The sequence below is a fragment of the Sphingomonas sp. genome, from assembly GCF_035490575.1.
Classification (GTDB): Bacteria; Pseudomonadota; Alphaproteobacteria; order Sphingomonadales; family Sphingomonadaceae; genus Sphingomonas.
This window is the reverse complement of the sequence record NZ_DATJLI010000122.1, coordinates 1-17,950: the sequence shown is the minus strand read 5'-3', so window position 1 is coordinate 17,950 and position 17,950 is coordinate 1. Positions and strand designations below refer to the sequence as shown.

Genomic DNA, 17,950 nt, shown 5'->3' with positions numbered 1-17,950 from the left:
CGGCTGGCCGAGGCGGCGATCGAAACGCTGGCCGATGCCGCCACGCGCGATTTCGAGCGCGCACACGGGCGCGTGCCGGGCAGCGAACTGGTGATCCTGGCGCTGGGCCGGCTGGGCGGCGGCAAGCTGACCCATGCCAGCGACCTTGATCTGGTCTATCTCTTCACCGGCGATCATGCCGCCGACAGCGACGGTAAGCGGCCGCTGGGTGCCGTGCACTATTATAACCGGCTGGCGCAGCGGGTGACGGCGGCGCTGTCGGTGGCGACCGCATCCGGCCCGCTTTATCCGGTTGACACGCGGTTGCGCCCATCGGGCAATCAGGGACCGCTGGTCGTCTCGTTGGAGGGGTTCCGCCGGTATCAGCAGGAAAGCGCGTGGACATGGGAGCATATGGCCCTGACCCGCGCGCGTCCGGTTTTCGGTTCGGATGATGCACGCGGCAAGGTTCAGGCGATCATTGACGATGTGCTGGCCGGTGCGCGCCCCGAACGCGATGTCGCGGGCGGCGCGTGGACGATGCGCGAGGAGATGCGGGCGCACAAACCGGCGCAGGGACCGCTGGATGCCAAGCTGCTCGATGGCGGTCTGGTCGATCTGGAGTTTGCGGTGCATGTCCGCCAGCTTGCCCACCGCACCGGCTTTGCGCCCGATCTGGCGAACGCGATCGATGCATTGGCGGCGGCGGGGCTGGTCGCCCCCGAATTGCGGGCCGCACATGACCTGCTGACGCGGTTGATCGTCACGATGCGACTGGTGGCGCCCGACGCGCAGGCGCCATCGCCACCGACCAAGGCCCTGATTGCCCGCGCGCTGGCCCTGCCCGACTGGGATTCGGTGCTGGCCGCGCTGGCGGAGACGCGAGCGCGGGTGAGCGCCGCATGGGCAGCTGTAAAAGGAGTGAGCAATGGCACTGAATGAAGGCGACGCTATTCCCGATGTGACCGTGACGATACCCGATGGGGGCAGGCGGCGATTGTCCGATCAGGACCGGGCACTGGTCGTCTATTTCTATCCGAAGGACGATACGTCCGGCTGCACCAGCGAAGCGCGGGATTTTTCGGCGGTGCTGGGCGATTTCGACGCGGCAGGCGTGGATGTGCTGGGCATTTCCAAGGATTCGCCCGAACGCCACGTGAAGTTCGCCGCCAAGCACGAACTGACGGTGCCGCTGGCGACCGATGCCGACGACAGCGTGTGCGAGGCGTTCGGCGTGTGGGTCGAAAAGAACATGTACGGCAAGAAATATATGGGGATCGAGCGCGCGACGTTCCTGTTCGGGGCGGACAGTCGGCTGGTGCGGGCGTGGCGCAAGGTGAAGGTGCCCGGCCATGCCGCGCAGGTGCTGGACGCCGCAAGGGCGCTGTGAACGGCTCTGTTGCCCACGCGGCGCGAGGCGTGCTGACCACCGCCGACCCGCGGGCGAAGGTCAAGGCCGCGCGGGCAGCAGCGCGGGCGTGGCGGGCGGGACGGCTCGACCACCGCTTTGACGTGTCGATGCCCGACCGGCCCGCGCGGCCCGACATGCCCGAATTGCTGCCGCCCAATCAGATGCCGCGCCGTGGCAAGGGCGGCTCGGCGCGGGGTCGCGTGGCGCTGATCCATGCGCTCGCGCATATCGAGTTTGTGGCGATCGACCTCGCCTTCGATGCCGTCGGGCGGTTCGGCGGGCAGTTCCCGCGCGGCTTTGTCGATGACTGGATCGCGGTCGGCGCCGATGAGGCGATGCATTTCGCGCTCGTTGACCGGCGGCTGCGCCAGTTGGGGAGTCATTACGGCGCGATGCCCGCGCATGATGGATTATGGGACGCCGCCTTTGCCACCCGCCACGACGCGCTCGGGCGGCTGGCGGTCGTGCCGATGGTGCTGGAAGCGCGCGGGCTGGACGTGACGCCGCAGACGATCGAGCGTTTCGCCAGCGCCGATGACGTCCCCACCGTCCGCATTCTGGAGCGCATCCTGCGCGACGAGGTGGGGCACGTTCGCGCGGGCACATGCTGGTATCAATGGGGATGCGAACGGGATTCGCTGGACCCCGCCCGTCACTGGCAGGCATTGGTGCGCCGCTATTTCCGAGGCTCGGTTAAGCCGCCGTTCAACGACTCGGCGCGCGCTGCTGCCGGTCTGACGCGCGATTACTATGCGCCCCTTGCTCCATCCGAGCCGGGCAGACACAGATTGTGACGTCACGGCGCGGGTGGGGCTGCGAACCGGACGGTCAATCAGCGGAGGGGCATCCTGCCTCAAGCCGTGTTCGTGGGTCGCAAGCACATTATGTCAGATGTTACGAGCGAGATGAACGCATCGGGTCGACGATCGGATCCATTGCTGCGGACACGTCAGTTCATTTTTCATGATGGCCGCAAGGCGCGCCGCTTCACGATCAGCCCGGCGCATCAGCTTTTTTCGGCCGGCGTGGCGGTGATGACGCTTTGTCTGACCGGCTATGGCGCGGTTCAGGCCGCGAATGCCGGGGCGCCCGACGCCCAGGTTGCCGCGATGGAAGCCGAAGTGACGAAAATGCGCGCCGATGTCGCTGCCGTTCGTGAAGCCGCCAAGGCTCATGCCGCCCGCGTCGAGAAGCGTCAGGCACTGATCGCCGCGGTGCTGAGCGGCACGGGTGAACCCGAAGAACTCGCCGCGCTGGCCGAAGCCTCCGAAGCCCGCGTGCAGGCCGCCGCCGCCCAGATCCTTGCCCCGCTCCAGCGCGTCGAGGCGCGTCAGGTCCAGTTCGCGATGGCCGCGCAGCAGGCGACCGACGCTCGCATCGCCGCTACCGAACGCCAGTTGAAGAAGCTTGGCATGAAGCCCGGTCGTGTGCTGGCGCGTGCCGGCATGGGCGGTCCCTATCTGCCGCTCGACAGCAAGGAAGGCGCCGATGCCGCGATCGAAGTGAATGCCGACGCGCAATTCCGGTCGCTGTTTCAGAGCTGGAAAAAGCTCGACACGCTCGAACAGGCGGTGATTTCGATTCCGTCGCTTCAGCCGGTGGAAAATGTTTCGCTGACCTCGACATTCGGCATTCGCTCGGACCCGTTCCGCGGCACGGCTGCAATGCACGCCGGGATCGACATTCCCGGCCCGGTCGGCACGCCGGTTTATGCGACGGCCGACGGTATCGTCTCTAGGGCGCAACGGGCCGGCGGTTACGGCAACCTGGTCGAGATCAATCACGGCAAGGGCATTCAGACCCGCTATGGTCATCTGAGCAAGATCGTGATCGGCGATAATGTCCGGGTGAAGCGCGGCCAGCTGATCGGCCTGATGGGTTCGACCGGCCGCTCGACGGGCAGCCATCTGCATTATGAAGTTCGCGTCGGCGGGCGCCCGGTCAATCCGGTCCCCTATATGCAGACTGCCGACGTTCTGTTAGGCGCGCAGGACAAGGCGCTGCGTCAGCGCGCCGCGGTCGGTGGTCCCGCCAAGTAAGACCCCCATGTGTTTCAAGCGGTAGGGGAGGAGAGGGGTCGTCCATTGTCGGCGACCCCCACTTCCCTTATCTCCATCCCATGACCGACACATCGCTCGCTTCCGACATTGCCCTAAGCCCCTCGGCGGCCGCTCGCGTCGCTGCAATTGCGGAGCGACAGGGTAAGCCCGCCATTCTGCGCCTTTCGGTCGAAGGGGGCGGGTGTTCGGGCTTTCAGTATCGCTTTGGCCTGGCCGATGCGGCGGAGAGCGACGACACGATCGCCGAAACCGATGGGGTAAAACTGATCGTCGATTCGGTCAGCCTCGATCTGGTGCGCGGCGCCGAGGTCGATTTCATCGAGTCACTGGGCGGCGCGGCGTTTCGCGTGACCAATCCCAACGCCGCGTCGGGCTGCGGCTGCGGCACCAGCTTCGCGGTTTGACGCGCGCGTGAAAATCGTCAGCTACAATGTCAACGGGATCAAGGCGCGCCTGCCCCGGCTCCTCGAATATCTGGACGAGGAGAAGCCCGATATCGTCTGTCTTCAGGAACTGAAATCGAGCGACGAGACCTTTCCCGAAGCCGATATTCGTGCAGCCGGATATGGCGCGATATGGCATGGGCAAAAGGGCTTCAACGGCGTCGCCATCCTGGCGCGCGATGCCGACCCGGTCGAGCGCCGCCGTGGTCTGGCTGGCGAGCCGGAGGACGAGCATAGCCGCTATATCGAGGCGGACGTCGGCGGTCTGATTGTCGCGTCGATCTATCTGCCCAATGGTAATCCGACGCCGGGGCCGAAGTTCGACTACAAGCTGCGCTGGATCGAGCGGTTGTCGGATCGTGCCCGCCAGCTTTTGAGCGAGGAACGCCCGGTGGTGCTGGCGGGCGACTATAACGTCATTCCCAATGACGAGGATGTGTTTTCGGTGCGCGCGATGGCCGACGACGCGCTGATGCAGCCCGAATCGCGACAGGGCTATCGCCGGTTGCTGGCGCAAGGCTGGACCGATGCGCTGCGAACGCGCTTTCCCGGTGGCGGCGTCTGGACCTTCTGGGACTATCAGGCAGGCGCGTGGCAGCGGGATGCGGGGTTCCGCATCGATCATTTGCTGCTCAGTCCGATCGCAGCAGACCGACTGGTCGATGCCGGTGTGGACAAGGGGCATCGCGGGCGGGAGAAGGCGAGCGACCACGCGCCGACCTGGGTGCGCCTTCGCTGATCGCGCATGACGTAGCGTCAAACCGTGATGGCGCGATTTGCCACGGCTTGGCAAAATACGCTGACTACAAGTGTAATCGACAATCGAGATTTCTGTAAGACATTGAAAATGCGTGCCGGCGTCACTTGGCACGGGGCGTGCAATCTTCCGGTCGTCGTCAGCCCCCGCGACGATATTGGAGGAGGAAGAACATGCCGAACATCAACACCGTCCGCACCGCCATGGTTTTCGCCGCTGCGTTCGGCCTTGCTGCCGCGCAACCGGCCTTTGCCGAGGACGAGCCGAAGGCGGCGGCCAATGCGCGCCCGGCGGTCGCACCCTATTCGGTGAGCGACGATACGCGCATCTGCGTTCGTGAAACGCTGACCGGCTCGCGCGTGCCGCGCAAGGTGTGCAACACGCTGAAAGGCTGGAAGAGCCAGGGCGTCGACCCGTTCAACCCTGGCCGATAAGCCGCAAAGCGCTCCGGGGCCGACCAGTCCCGGAGCGCGCGGTTACAATGCCTTCTCAAAAATCGTGTAACGTTTGTTGATCCGGCTTTCGATGGCATCGGCGATCGCGATCATTCCCTGATTGTCGTCCAGGATCCAGCCGATCTCGCCGCGTGAAGCGCCATAGCGCGCAACCGCGTCACGGCGGATATATTCGATCATCATGAAGGCCAGTTGGCTGGCCATGCGCGACGATTGCAGCCGCTTGACCACGCCCATCAACGGCACGCGCATCGTCCGTGCCCGTGGCCGGCGCAGCCACCAGAGCAGCTTTGCCCAGCCGAACGGGAACAGATGCCCGCCCAGCGGCGCGATGGCTTCATTCAGATCGGGAAGCGTAATCATGAACGCGACCGGCTCCCCATCGACCTCGGCGATACGGATCAGGTCGTTGAACACGATCGGCTTCAGCTTGCGTCCGACATCGTCGATTTCGGGCTGGGTCAGCGGCACAAAGCCCCAATTGTCGCCCCATGCGTCGTTCAGGATCGACAGGATAATCGCGGCCTCTGCCTCGAACTTCGACTTGTCGACCTGCCGGATGCGGATGCGCGCATTGCGTTCGCCCGCCGTGACGATCCGCTGGATGATCGGCGGAAAGTCTCCGGTGATGTCGAGATCATATGTGACCAGTTCCTTGGCCGGCCGATAGCCCGCCGCCTCGATCCAGTCACGATAGTGCGGCAGGTTGTGGCCCATCATCACGGTGGGCGGATGATCGAACCCCTCGGTCAGCAATCCCGGCTGTTCCCAGATCGATAGGCTGATCGGGCCGAGCGCACGCGTCAGCCCCTTGTTCTTCAGCCAGGTTTCGGCCGTGCCGATCAGCGCGGCCGCAGTTTCGGCGTCCTCCGCCTCGAACAATCCCCATTGACCGCATCCGGCGCCAAAGCCGCGATTTGCGGGCATCGTCAGCGCCAGCGTGTCGACATGCGCCGAGATGCGTCCGACGACGCGCCCCTCGCGCTCGGCCAGGAACAACTGCCCCTCGGCATGGCTGAACCAGCCATTCCGCCTGGGGTCGATCGTTTCGGCCACTTCACTGCGAAGCGGCGCGACCCAATTGGGGTCGCCGGCGTTCAGGCGATAGGCAAGGTCGATAAAGGCGCGGGTATCGGCCTTGGTGGCAACGGGGCGGACCTGGATCATGCCGCCTTGCGTTCCGTGTGTAGCCGGCGCTGTCAAGCGATTGCACGCCCACATACTGCCACTATCTGACGGTAATGACTGCAACCATGAACATGATGACCGTGAACCAGATCGGGGCCGCTGGCGTGGCGTCGAAGCGGATGACGGCCCCGGTTCGCGACCGGATGGCCGAGGACAAGGCGATGCTGCGAACCGCGGCAGAGTTGACGCGCGATCTGTTGAAGGCGCGGCCCGCCATCTACTGGACCGATCTGATCGCGTCCTGTGCGATGGGTTATGGCGGGTTGTTCGCGTCGATGACCTTGGCTTCGACCGGCTGGGCGATCGTGGCATTCGTGGTTGCGGTGCTGGCGCTGTATCGCGCGGCCAGTTTCATTCACGAAGTCAGCCACATCAAGCATTCGGCGCTGCCGGGCTTTCGTCTGGGCTGGAATGCGCTGGTCGGCGTGCCGCTGATGGCGCCGTCCTTCATGTATGAAGGCGTCCACAACCTGCACCACCAGCGCACGCGTTATGGCACCGCTGAAGACCCCGAATATCTGCCGCTGGCGCATATGAAGCCGTGGAGCGTGCCGTTGTTCGTGCTGGTGTCGGCGCTGGCGCCGATCGGATTCCTGATCCGCTTCGGAATCCTGGCGCCGCTGAGCCTGTTCAGCCCGGCGTTGCGCCGCGAGGTCGAAGCGCGTTTCTCCGCGCTGGCGATAAATCCTGATTTCCGCCGTCGCCCCGCCGAGGGGGAGGCGCGCAAGCTGTGGCAGCGTTACGAGATTGCGGCCAGCATCTGGGCGGTCGGCCTGATGGTGCTGACGGCGACGGGTGTCGTGCCGCTCAGGTCATTCGCGATCTATCTGGTCGCGATCTCACTGATAATGGTCGTCAATCAGGTCCGCACGCTGGTGGCGCATCTGTGGGAGAATGAGGGGGAGGCCATGTCGGTGACGGCCCAGTATCTCGATTCGGTGAATGTGCCGCCGCCGGGGATGCTGCCCTTCCTGTGGGCGCCGGTCGGCCTTCGCTATCACGCGTTGCACCATCTGCTGCCAGGGTTGCCCTATCATTCGCTTGGCAAGGCGCATCGCCGCCTGTCACGCGCGCTGGAACCGCAATCGCCTTTCCACGCGGCCAATCATCGCGGCCTGCCGGGTTTGCTGGTGCGACTGGTGCGCGGGACGTTCGGTATTCGGGCGGCCTGACCGCAGTTAGGATATCCGCTTATTCCTCGGTGCGGATCAGCACCGCTTCGCCGATCAGGAAGAACAGCAGGAACGGCGCCCAGGCGGCGAGGAAGGGCGGATATGCGCCCAGATTGCCCATCGCCAGCGCAAAATTGTCGGCGACGAAATAGGCGAAGCCAAGGCCCATGCCGACGACCGCACGCACGAACAGCTTGCCCGATCGCGCGACGCCGAACGCCGCGACCGCACCCAGCAGCGGCATCAGGATCGACGAAAGTGGTCCCGACAGCTTGTGCCACAGCGCGCCCTCCAGCGCCTTGGTCGGGCGCCCGGCTGCGTCCAGTTCGTCGATGGCGCTGGCCAGCGCGGTAAAGGAAAGCCCATCGGCATCGACGCTTGCCAGCGTGAACTGATCGGGGCTGATGCCGTCGCCGATATGCGTTGAGCCGAGCACGTCCATCCGGCCGGCGGTGACATCGAAGCGCCGCGCGCCCTCGACGCGCCAGCCTTCGCCCTCGCGACGGCCGGTATCGGCCATCAGCACCGACCGCAGCGTGCCGCCGTCGCGGACATAGAGGGTGATGCCGCCCAGCATCGCCGCATCGCCGCGCCCGCGAACCTGTCGCACGTTCATCAGATTGTTGCCCTCACGCACCCAGACATTGCCGCGTTCCCCCCGGTCGACCGGCAACGGGCCGTAATCGACCGCCTGCCACTGGCTGAGCGTCGCGGTGGCACGCGCGACCACGCGTTCGTTAAAGGCGAAACTGACCGCCGCGACACCCAGCGCGGTGACGATCAGCGGCGCCAGCACCTGATGCGCGGACAGGCCGGCGCCCTTCATCGACACGACTTCACTGTTCTGGTTGAGCGTCGTCAGCGTGATGATCGTGCCCAGCAGCACCGAAAAGGGCAGGAAGCGCGCAATGATCTCCGGCGTGCGAAGACTGACATAGCGCCATACCTGCGACTGGCCATTGCCTTCGTGGGCAAGGATGCGCCCGCTTTCGGACAAAAGGTCCAGCGCCTGAAGCACCAGCACCAGCGCCGCCAGAATGGCGAAGGTGCGGATCAGGAACATCTTGCCCATGTAAAGCGCAACGGTGCGCGAAGGAAAAAAGGACGGTCCCATCATCATGCCCTGCGCCGCCGACCCGGCAGACGCCGGGCGATCGCCGCGCCCAGCTTGCCTGCCCAGCGCTCAAGCGCGCCGATCGGCTGGCCGCCGGGAACAAAGGCGATCTGGTAATACATCCACAGGATCAGCGCGGCAAAGATCGCAAACGGCACCCATAGCGCGATCAGCGGGTCGATTCGGCCCAGACCGCCGACCGCTTCGCCATATTCGTTGATCTTGTGATAGGTGACGATCATCACGATCGACAGGAACACCCCCAGCGCCGACGACGATCGCTTGGGCGGCACGCCCAGCGCCAGCGCCAGCAGCGGCAGCAGGAACATCGTCGCGACCTCCACCACGCGGAAGTGGAATGCCGCACGGCTGGTGTCGCGCACTTCCTCACTCACCCCCGGATCACTGCCCAGGACCACCAGTTCGGGCAGGGTGCGTTCCAGATTGCGGTCGCCGCGCGCGCGAAACCGTCCGAACTCGGGCAGCGGGATCGGCAGGTCGTGGCTGGTGAAGGTCAGCACGCGCGGCTGCACATAATCGGGAGAATTATGGACGAGCGCGCCGCGGGTCAGGCGAAAGATGATCGTGTTCGGATCGTCGGTGCGAAAGAACTGACCCTTTTCGGCGGTGGCGGCATACCAGGCGCCGTCCTTCGACTTGAAATTGACGAAGATGCCCGACAGGTCCGCGCCATTGTCGCGGCTTTCCTCGATCCTCAGCGTCATGTCCTCGCCGAAGCTGGTGAACTCGCCCACCTTGATCGACGCGCCCAGCGCGCCCGAGCGAAGCTCGAACCGCAATTCCTCATAGGCGTAGCGGGCCGTTGGCTGAACAAAGCCAACGATGGCAAGGTTCATTGCGGCCAGAACGATCGTGTAGAGATACGGGACGCGCAGCAGCCGTGTGTAGCTCATCCCCACGCCGCGCAGCACGTCCAGCTCGCTCGACGAGGCGAGCCTGCGGAACGCCAGCAAAATGCCCAGCATCAGGCCGATCGGAATGCCCAGACCCAGATATTCGGGCAGCAGGTTCGCCAGCATCTTCCACACGACGCCGACCGGCCCCCCTTCGGTCGCGACGAAGTCGAACAGGCGCAGCATCCGGTCGAGCACCAGCAGCATCGCCGCGATGACCAGGGTCGAGAACAGCGGCACCGCGATCAGGCGAGCCATGTAACGGTCGATCGAGGCCATAAAGGGGATCGGGTGCCTTTGCGGGTTCGCCAGCGTTCGGACGGGCCGTTTCGTTCTATAGGCACGCGCCGTGCCGCTTGTCAGCCCCCGGCCGCTTCGATGACGGCAGCCTCCAGCGCGTCCAGCGTGAACGGCTTTCGCAGCACGCGTTCGCCGCCCAGCGTCCCCTCGTCCAGATCACCGGCGAAACCCGTGACGAACAGCGCCCGAACCATCGGTCGACGGGCGCGCAGCGCCGATACGACTTCCGGCCCGGTGCGGCCGGGCATGACGACATCGGACAGGATCAGGTCGACATTGGCCATGCCGTCCAGTGCCGCATCCGCCGCCAGCGGATCGTTGCACGCGACCGGGCGGTGGCCCAACTCGCCAAGGGCGGCCATCGTTGTCCTCAGCACGCGCGGATCATCCTCGACCACCAGAATGTCCAGACCGGCGCGCGAGCCGGTGTCCCGATGCGGGTCGTCGCCGGCTGGCGCCGTGCTGGTCACGCCGGTCTGACGCGGCAGATACAGCGTGACGGTGGTGCCCCGACCGGGGGCCGAATCGATCGCGATCTCGCCGCCCATCTGCTGCACCGTGCCGAACACCTGGCTCAGCCCAAGCCCGGTGCCCTTGCCGACCGGCTTGGTCGTGAAAAAGGGTTCGAAAACACGCGCCTGAACATCGTCGGACATGCCATGCCCGGTATCAGTGACGGCGATCGCGACATGATCGCCGGCGGTGCAATTGCCGACCTGCCCCTGGTTCAGCGCCACGGCGGCCAGCGTGATCGTCAACTGGCCGCGACCCTCCATCGCGTCGCGGGCATTGACCGCAAGGTTGAGGAGCGCGTTTTCCAGCCGGTGCCGGTCGGCCCAGATCATCCAGTCGCGGTGGCCGCTTTGCGTTTCGATGCGAACGCCGTCGCCCAGCGTGCGGTCGAGCAGCGGCACCATGCCCGCGATCAGCGCGTGCGGATCGACGGCTTCGGGCGCCAGCGGTTCGACCCGTGCAAAGGCCAGCAACTGGCGCGTCAGCGCGGCCGCGCGATCGGCGCCCTCGGTGGCGAGATCCAGGTGGCGAAGCACCGTCTGGCTGCCATCGACATGGCGGCGCGCCAGTTCGATGCTACCCAGAACAACCGCCAGCATATTGTTGAAATCATGGGCGATGCCACCGGTCAACTGGCCGATTGCTTCCATCTTCTGTGCTTGCGCCAGCCTTGTTTCGGCAGCGGCGCGTTCGCCCTGTTCGGCGATCAGGCTGGCGGTCGCGGTCGCGACGGCGGCTTCGAGTTCGGCGGCGCGCGCGCGCTCATCGGCGGCTTCCGCATCGGCGGCCTTGCGCGCGGCAATCGCCTGGATCAGGCTCCAGCCGAAAAAGGCGCCGAGCGCAAGCAGCATGAAGCCGATGGCGAGCAGCCCGCCCGCCAGACGGTTGGTGCGCGCGACCGTCGCGTCCAGCGCAACCGAACGCCGGTCCAGCAACTGGCGCTCGGTCACCGCCAGTGCGCGCATCGATGTCTGAATACGGCGCAGCGAGGCACTGTCGCGCGCCTCATAATAGGCCGTAAGCGCCTGATTATGCCGCGCATAATTGCTGAACAGCGCAACCCGCGCCAGTTCGGTGCCGCGATCCGCATAAGCGCGCGCCAGCCCTTCGACCTGCCGGGCCTGAGCAGGATTGTCGCGAACCAGTCGCTCCAGCCGGGCGATCTGGCGCCGGGCAAGCGACCAGTCGCGCTCATAAAGCACGCCCAGCCGCTTGTCCCCGCTGATGACGAAGCGGCCCAGCGACGCCTCGGCCCGCGCCATGCTGCCGCCCAGCGATTCGGTCAGGATCAGCACTTCGAAACTGTGCGAGCGCCGTTCGATCGCGCGGTCGCGCGCGGCGTTTGAATCGATGACGGTGCGGAACAGACCGAATGCCACGGCCAGGCCCAGCACCAGCACCAGTGCCACGACCCAGCCGCGCCAGTCATCCCTCAACCAGCGGGGAACCCGTGCCTCCGCCATGCCGGTTCGATCAATCGATGACGCCGACAGCGCGTCCGGCAGTGGCGAACATCCGTGTGATTGCCTCGATCTGTTCGGGGCGGTGTTCGGCGCACAGCGAGCAGCGCAGCAGGAACGTGCCGGCGGGTGTCGCGGGCGGGCGCGCCATGTTGACGTAAAGCCCTGCTTCCAGCAGCGCCTGCCACATCACCACGGCCTGCTGCTGATCGGTCAGGATGACGGCGATGATCGCGCTGTCGGCCGCTTCGGTGCCCAGATGAAAGCCCAGCCCCTTCAGATTGGCGTGCAGCGTGCGGGCGTTCGACCATAGCCGCGCGCGCTTTTCTGTCGCGGTCATCAGCTTGGTGATCGACGTGGCCGCCGTGGCGACGACACTGGGCGGCAGCGACGCGGTGAAGATATAGGGGCGGCACGCCAGCCGCATCACTTCGAACTTGGGATGGTTCGACACGCAGAAGCCACCGACGGTGCCAACCGACTTCGAGAAGGTGCCGATGACAAAATCAATGTCGCGGCCCAGTTCCAGCCCCTGCTCCTCATACACGCCGCGGCCATGCTCTCCGTAAAAGCCCATCGAATGCGCTTCGTCAGATAGCGTCATCGCGCCATGCCTGCGCGCGACGGCGACCATTTCCTTCAATGGCGCGATATCGCCGAGCATCGAATAGACGCCCTCCAGCACCACCAGCTTGCCGGCATCGGCGGGAAGGCGACCCAAACGTTTGTCCAGATCTTCGACCGAATTGTGACGGAAACGCACGATTTCGGCATTGCCCAGCGCGCAGCCGTCATAGATTGACGCATGGCTGTCGGCGTCGAGGATGATGTAATCACCCTTGCCCGCGATGGTCGAGATGATGCCCAGATTGGCCTGATAGCCGGTCGAGAACACCATCGCATGATCGGCGTCGTAAAAGGCGCGCAGCGCATCCTCCGCCGCGATATGGTCGCGGAAGGTGCCGTTCAGCATCCGGCTGCCGTTGGTGCCCGAACCGAACTGGTCCAGCGCCGCCTTGCCCGCCGCAATCACATCGGCGTCGAAGGTCATGCCCATATAGTTGTAGGTGCCCAGCAGGATCGTGTCCTTGCCGCGAATGACCGCTTCGGTCGGCGATTTCACTTCGTCCATCACGATCGCGAACGGATCGCGCACGCCGGTCGCCAGCAGCGCTTCACGCTCGGCGATCAGCGCGTCGAATTTCGAGAACAGGTCGCGCGCGGGCGCCGCATCGGGCGCATCGGCGGGCAGGGCGTGGGCAGTGGCGGCGGCTTCGGTCATGGCGTCCTCAGTCGGCCTTCAGCTTTTGGACCGCATCGACCAGCTGGCCGATATTCTCGATCTCGGCCTGCATGTTCATCGTGATGAGGATATCGAATTCATCCTCGATCGCGGCAACGAAATCCATGACGGTCAGGCTGTCCCATTCCAGATCGCCGGCAAAGGTGGTCGCTTCGCTGAGCGCCACGCCCTTTTTGTTGAAGGGTTCGATCTGCTTGGCGACGATATCGAAAACGGCCTGGCGGTCGGACATGGAACGGTCTTTCAAAGGGTCGGTGGAGCCGCATGTGACACGGCAATGCGGCGGCTTTTCGGCGGGCTTATAACAGGCCCTCGGCGCGATACCACTCGGCGGTGGCGGCAAGTCCCGCTTCGGTGGCGATCCGGGGCCGCCACAGCGCGGGCGGGGGGCGGCGGTCGGCGCGCACCACCCAGTCGGGATGCCGGAAATAGGCGGCGCGGTCGGGGGTCAGCCTGGCCCGGTCGCCCTGCACCGCACGCGCGATCCGCGCCGACAGCGCCAGCAGCGCGCCGGGTGTCGAGATCGGCACGACGCGCCGGCCCACGGCACGGCCCAGCGCATGGGCGAACTCGACATGCGACCAGCCAAGCGGGGTTTCGTCATCCGCCTCGAACACCCCGCGCGCGTCGGATGCCGCCAGCGCCAGCAGCAGCGCGGCGAGGTCATCGACATGCAGCGTCGAAAACCGCCCGGGCGGCGGCAGCGGCACCACACCGCGCCGCGCCAGCCGGAACATCTCCAGCATCTCGTGATCGCCCGGTCCGTAAATGGCGGGTGGGCGGACGATCGCCCAGTCGCGGTCGCTGGCGGTCACGGCGGCATCGCCCTGCGCCTTGGACCAGCCATAGTCGGACAGCCCCGGCTCACGCGCCGACAGCGAGGAGACATGGATGAAACGCTTGATCCCCGCATCCTGCGCGGCGGTCAGCACGGCGCGGGTGCCGTCGACATTGCCCGCCACGAACCGGGCGCGGTCGCGCGCGTTCACGACGCCTGCAATGTGGATGACCGCATCGGCGCCGCGCGCCAGTTCGGCGAGCGCATCCGGCGTGCCCAGCGCGCCGCGCACCCACGCCACCCCCGGACGCGCGGGTTGATCGCGGCGAGTGAGGGCGCGGATGCGGTGCCCCGTCGCCAGCGCGCGGTCGATCAGGCGCTTGCCGACAAAGCCGGTGCCGCCGGTGACGGCCAGCACGCTCACAACAGCGCCATATGGTTGCGATGCACCAGCGCCGATCGCGGGGCATAGCCCAGCACGGCTGCCTGCTCCTCGCTGCGTTTGCCGACGACCAGCGCGGCATCGGCATCGCCATATTCGGCAAGGCCGCGTGCGACGGGCACACCGTCCGGGCCGGCCAGCACGATCAGGTCGCCGCGCGCGAACCGCCCCTCCACGCGCGTCGCGCCGGCGGCAAGCAGGCTTCCGCCCGCGCGCAGTGCCGCGAGGGCGCCTGCGTCGACATGGATCGTGCCGCGCGCCGTCAGCCCGCCGCGCAGCCACGCCTTGCGCGCGGGCGCCGCCGTCGATGCAACGAACAGCGTGCCGCGCCCCGTTTCGGCGAAACGGGCCAGCGCGTGCAGCGGATGGCCGCTGGCAATCGCCAGATTCGCGCCCGCCGCCACGGCGATGCGCGCAGCCTCCACCTTGGCGACCATGCCGCCCGATCCCATGCCCGATGCCGAATGGCGGTCGGCCATATGCTCGACGGCGGCGACATGCTCAACGCGCGGGATCAGCGTTGCCGCCGGGTCGGTCGCGGGATTGGCGGTATAAAGCCCGTCGACATCGGACAGCAGCACGACGCCCTGCGCCATCGCCGCGCCGCCGACGCGCGCGGCCAGACGGTCATTGTCGCCGAACCGAATTTCCTCGGTCGCGACCGAATCATTTTCGTTGATGACCGGCACGACGCTCAGCTTGAGCAGCCGGTCAAGCGTCGCGGCGGCGTTCAGGTAACGGCGGCGATCCTCCAGATCGTCCAGCGTCAGCAGCATCTGCGCCGCCGTCAGGCCATGGTCGTGCAACAGCATGGCCCAGGTGCCCGCCAGTGCGATCTGTCCGGTCGCGGCGGCGGCCTGTGCGTCCTCAAGGCTGGCGCGCCCGCCCTTGGTCAGGCCCAGTCGCCGGGCACCCAGCGCGATGGCGCCCGATGACACGACCGCCACCTGCTGCCCCGCCCTGGTCCGCGCGGCGATGTCGCTGACCAGGCTGGCCAGCCAGTCGCGCCGGATTTCGCCCGCCGGATCGACCAGCAGCGCCGAACCGACCTTGACGATCAGGCGCGGGCAGATGGCAGGCGCAAAGACGCCGGCGGCGTCGGCGACGGTCAGATCGGCGACCATGCCTTTTCTTCCCCCTCGTCGCCCTCCTCGACCGGGTCATGCTCGCGCATTTCGGCATAGCTGTTCTGTTCGGGCGGGCCGATCATCTCGATCAGCCGGTCGAGCACGGCTTCGACGCCGATGCCCGTTACGCCCGACATCGGCAGGACCAGAGCGCCGCCCGATGCTTCCGCAAGCTCGCCCGAAATCGCCGCGATCAATTCGTCGTCCAGCAGGTCGCATTTGTTCAGTGCGATCACTTCCGGCTTGTCGGTCAGACCCGAGCCATAGGCATCAATCTCTTCGCGGACGATACGATATGCCTCGGCCACATCCTCACCGTTCGCATCGATCAGGTGCAGCAGCACGCGACAGCGTTCGACATGGCCCAGAAAACGGTCGCCGATCCCGGCGCCGTCAGCGGCCCCTTCGATCAGGCCGGGAATGTCGGCCAGCACGAACTCGCGCGCCTTGTGCCGAACGACGCCCAACTGGGGCCGGGTGGTGGTAAAGGCGTAAGCGCCGACCTTTGCCTCGGCATTGGTGACGGCGTTCAGGAACGTCGACTTGCCTGCATTGGGGAGGCCCAGAAGGCCCGCATCGGCCAGCAGTTTCAGGCGCAGCCAGACCCACGCCTCTTCACCTGGCCAGCCGGTGCCGTGCTGACGCGGCGCGCGATTGGTCGATGTCTTGTAGCTGGCATTGCCGCGCCCGCCGTCACCACCGCGCAGGAACACCACGCGCTGGCCGACATGGGTGAGATCGAGCAGAACGGTGCGTTCATCGTTGTCGGCCAGCACCTGAGTGCCGACCGGGACCTTGATGACCAGATCGTCGCCACCGCCGCCCGTGCGGTTCGATCCCGCACCCCCCTTGCCGCGCGGGGCGCGGAAATGCTGGGTATAGCGAAAATCGATCAGCGTGTTCAGGCCGGCGACGGCTTCGAAAATGATGTCGCCGCCCTTGCCGCCGTCACCGCCGTCGGGACCGCCATATTCGACAAACTTTTCGCGCCGGAAACCGACGGCGCCGCCACCGCCATGCCCTGAACGGACAAAGATCTTGGCCTGGTCTAGAAAATGCATCGCCGCGCCCTAGCGCAAAGGGGGCGGGGCGTCACCCCGCTTGCGGTTTGGCGGGTAAAGGCGCATATACAGCTTGCTACAGTCGCAAATCGACGGTTCTTGGCTTTGCGGCTCGTTCCTTCTTTCCCTGCACCGCGGCACCAGGGTCCGGTGTCTTTGGCCGGGCCTTAACCGAAGGAACGAAGTATGAGCATTACCGGCACCGTCAAGTTTTTCAACGCCGACAAGGGCTATGGCTTCATTGCGCCCGATGGCGGCGGCGCCGACGCGTTCGTGCACATCAGCGCGGTCGAGCGTTCGGGCATGATTACGCTGCAGCAGGACCAGCGCGTTGCCTATGAGCTGGAACAGGATCGTCGCGGCAAGATGGCCGCAGTGAACCTGCGCGGCGCAGAATGATCTGACGGGCATGGCAGCCGCCCCGGCGGTCGCCATGCCCACCCAATCCTGTCGACAAGGGGAAGCGACCATGGCCAACAACGCCACCTTCTATCGCGATCGAGCCACGCTGGAGCGACAGAATGCCGCCGATTCGACCCTTGAGAATGTTCGTGTCCGTTGCGAACGCGCCGCCGCGTCGTGGGATGCGATGGCCGTCCGGGCCGAGCGCGTCGAGCGCGATCGCGCGAACGTCCGCAGCGCCGCGGAGTAATTCCGGCGGCTTAACCTTGTGATCTGACCAGCGATTCGAGCGCCAGCCGGCGCGCCGTTTCGCGCGGCAGGCCCAGGGCGCGGGTCATCGACCCGCCCAGCAGCGCATCGCCGAGCGCCATCAGCACCAGTTGCAGCGTATCGGCATGGATCGGCTTGTCCGGGCTGGCGACCGCGCTCAGGTCATCGACCAGACGGTGAATTGCCTCGAGAATCGGGTCGAGTGCGTCTTCGTTGCCGGTCAGCAACATCCAGCTCGCCAGTGCCCCGGCCCCTTCAGTATCGAATGCGTCGAAGGTCAGTTCGACCACTTCGCGTGGCTGCTTGCCGCCTTTGCGCGCGCGCATCGCGGCTGCGCCGATCTTGGCGGTGATCGCGTCGGCCATCATTTCGGCCAGCGCCTTCTGCAATCCCGATGCAGAACCGAAATGGTGCAGCAGGTTGGCGTGAGTGCGCCCGATTCGGGTCGCCACCGCCTTCAATGTCACTGCCTGCGGTCCCGCCTCGATCAACAATTCGCGCGCGGCCGTCAGGGCGCTTTCCCTTGAGGCTTCGGGCGAGAGGCGGCGGCGGGCAACTATTGACATGAGTGTAAGTAATATCCAGATTTCCGCCATCTAGGAGGATTCCGATGGCGAACGCAAAGACTCCCGCCGATCTGACGATCACGCCGCGTGACGTTCGCTTCGGCCGCGACGACCAGCCCGCCCGCTGGTGGCTGGACGGCGACCCGATCGCGACGGCTTTCTACAACGCCCTTTCGGTCACATTTCCAAAGGGCGAGGCGTTTTTCATCGACAGCGTCCGCAAGTTTCGTGACGG

General features: G+C 66.0%; 20 protein-coding genes and 1 pseudogene. 11 read left to right on the top strand and 10 right to left on the bottom strand.

The window, feature by feature from the left end; all coding sequences use genetic code 11:
* The 7 genes and pseudogenes from VL973_RS09330 to VL973_RS09300 form a co-directional block, all read left to right on the top strand.
* Positions 1 to 921, top strand: a pseudogene (locus tag VL973_RS09330) (glutamine-synthetase adenylyltransferase); the annotation flags it as partial.
* On the top strand, positions 908 to 1,369 hold the full coding sequence (locus VL973_RS09325) for a peroxiredoxin (RefSeq protein ID WP_325283748.1): 462 nt from the start codon (positions 908 to 910) through the stop codon (positions 1,367 to 1,369). The pseudogene VL973_RS09330 and the gene VL973_RS09325, both read left to right, overlap by 14 nt.
* A 29-nt stretch (positions 1,370 to 1,398) precedes the next feature.
* Entirely contained in the window at positions 1,399 to 2,184 is a 786-nt protein-coding gene (locus VL973_RS09320; RefSeq protein WP_325283747.1) for a ferritin-like domain-containing protein, read from the top strand.
* 141 nt (positions 2,185 to 2,325) lie between these two features.
* A complete protein-coding gene (locus VL973_RS09315) occupies positions 2,326 to 3,429 on the top strand; it encodes a M23 family metallopeptidase (protein WP_325283746.1) in 1,104 nt (367 codons plus the stop codon).
* 80 nt (positions 3,430 to 3,509) lie between these two features.
* Entirely contained in the window at positions 3,510 to 3,854 is a 345-nt protein-coding gene (gene erpA, locus VL973_RS09310) for an iron-sulfur cluster insertion protein ErpA (protein WP_325283745.1), read from the top strand.
* Positions 3,855 to 3,861: 7 nt separating this feature from the next.
* Positions 3,862 to 4,632, top strand: coding sequence for an exodeoxyribonuclease III (xth, locus tag VL973_RS09305; RefSeq protein ID WP_325283744.1), 771 nt, complete (start codon positions 3,862 to 3,864; stop codon positions 4,630 to 4,632).
* Between the two features lie 191 nt (positions 4,633 to 4,823).
* Entirely contained in the window at positions 4,824 to 5,084 is a 261-nt protein-coding gene (locus VL973_RS09300) for a hypothetical protein (protein WP_325283743.1), read from the top strand.
* A gap of 42 nt (positions 5,085 to 5,126) precedes the next feature.
* Here the strand turns inward: VL973_RS09300 and VL973_RS09295 are convergent, their stop codons facing one another.
* Complete coding sequence (locus VL973_RS09295; protein WP_325283742.1) at positions 5,127 to 6,272, bottom strand: N-acetyltransferase; 1,146 nt, start codon at positions 6,270 to 6,272, stop codon at positions 5,127 to 5,129.
* A gap of 86 nt (positions 6,273 to 6,358) precedes the next feature.
* On the opposite strand from VL973_RS09295, the gene VL973_RS09290 reads away from it, so the two are divergent.
* On the top strand, positions 6,359 to 7,465 hold the full coding sequence (locus VL973_RS09290; protein WP_414712225.1) for a fatty acid desaturase family protein: 1,107 nt from the start codon (positions 6,359 to 6,361) through the stop codon (positions 7,463 to 7,465).
* Positions 7,466 to 7,484: 19 nt separating this feature from the next.
* Here the strand turns inward: VL973_RS09290 and lptG are convergent, their stop codons facing one another.
* From lptG to obgE, 8 genes are all read right to left on the bottom strand, one after another.
* The gene (gene lptG, locus VL973_RS09285; RefSeq protein WP_325283749.1) at positions 7,485 to 8,582 is read right to left on the bottom strand and encodes an LPS export ABC transporter permease LptG; all 1,098 of its coding nucleotides are present in this window, start codon (positions 8,580 to 8,582) and stop codon (positions 7,485 to 7,487) included.
* Positions 8,582 to 9,751 (bottom strand): LptF/LptG family permease, encoded by a 1,170-nt coding sequence (locus VL973_RS09280; RefSeq protein ID WP_325283741.1) that lies wholly within the window; start codon positions 9,749 to 9,751, stop codon positions 8,582 to 8,584. Before VL973_RS09280 ends, lptG begins: the two co-directional genes overlap by 1 nt.
* A gap of 101 nt (positions 9,752 to 9,852) precedes the next feature.
* Positions 9,853 to 11,769, bottom strand: a complete 1,917-nt coding sequence (locus VL973_RS09275; RefSeq protein ID WP_325283740.1) for an ATP-binding protein — start codon at positions 11,767 to 11,769, stop codon at positions 9,853 to 9,855.
* A 10-nt stretch (positions 11,770 to 11,779) separates the two neighbouring features.
* The gene (spt, locus tag VL973_RS09270) at positions 11,780 to 13,048 is read right to left on the bottom strand and encodes a serine palmitoyltransferase (protein ID WP_325283739.1); all 1,269 of its coding nucleotides are present in this window, start codon (positions 13,046 to 13,048) and stop codon (positions 11,780 to 11,782) included.
* A 7-nt stretch (positions 13,049 to 13,055) separates the two neighbouring features.
* Entirely contained in the window at positions 13,056 to 13,301 is a 246-nt protein-coding gene (locus tag VL973_RS09265) for an acyl carrier protein (protein ID WP_325283738.1), read from the bottom strand.
* A 67-nt stretch (positions 13,302 to 13,368) separates the two neighbouring features.
* Entirely contained in the window at positions 13,369 to 14,271 is a 903-nt protein-coding gene (locus tag VL973_RS09260; RefSeq protein WP_325283737.1) for an NAD-dependent epimerase/dehydratase family protein, read from the bottom strand.
* Positions 14,268 to 15,413, bottom strand: coding sequence for a glutamate 5-kinase (proB, locus tag VL973_RS09255; protein WP_325283736.1), 1,146 nt, complete (start codon positions 15,411 to 15,413; stop codon positions 14,268 to 14,270). Before proB ends, VL973_RS09260 begins: the two co-directional genes overlap by 4 nt.
* Positions 15,398 to 16,477: a GTPase ObgE gene (obgE, locus tag VL973_RS09250; RefSeq protein WP_325283735.1), complete on the bottom strand. Its 1,080-nt coding sequence runs from the start codon at positions 16,475 to 16,477 to the stop codon at positions 15,398 to 15,400. The genes proB and obgE overlap by 16 nt, the downstream gene beginning before the upstream one ends.
* A gap of 186 nt (positions 16,478 to 16,663) precedes the next feature.
* On the opposite strand from obgE, the gene VL973_RS09245 reads away from it, so the two are divergent.
* Together VL973_RS09245 and VL973_RS09240 are read left to right on the top strand one after the other, a co-directional pair.
* A complete protein-coding gene (locus VL973_RS09245) occupies positions 16,664 to 16,876 on the top strand; it encodes a cold-shock protein (protein WP_325283734.1) in 213 nt (70 codons plus the stop codon).
* Between the two features lie 70 nt (positions 16,877 to 16,946).
* Positions 16,947 to 17,129, top strand: coding sequence for a hypothetical protein (locus VL973_RS09240; RefSeq protein ID WP_325283733.1), 183 nt, complete (start codon positions 16,947 to 16,949; stop codon positions 17,127 to 17,129).
* A 10-nt stretch (positions 17,130 to 17,139) separates the two neighbouring features.
* Here the strand turns inward: VL973_RS09240 and VL973_RS09235 are convergent, their stop codons facing one another.
* Positions 17,140 to 17,715, bottom strand: coding sequence for a TetR/AcrR family transcriptional regulator (locus VL973_RS09235; RefSeq protein WP_325283732.1), 576 nt, complete (start codon positions 17,713 to 17,715; stop codon positions 17,140 to 17,142).
* A gap of 44 nt (positions 17,716 to 17,759) precedes the next feature.
* Between VL973_RS09235 and VL973_RS09230 the strand changes: the two genes are divergently transcribed.
* Positions 17,760 to 17,950, top strand: a 191-nt coding sequence (locus tag VL973_RS09230; protein WP_325283731.1) for a metal-dependent hydrolase, incomplete at its 3' end; no start/stop codon positions are given.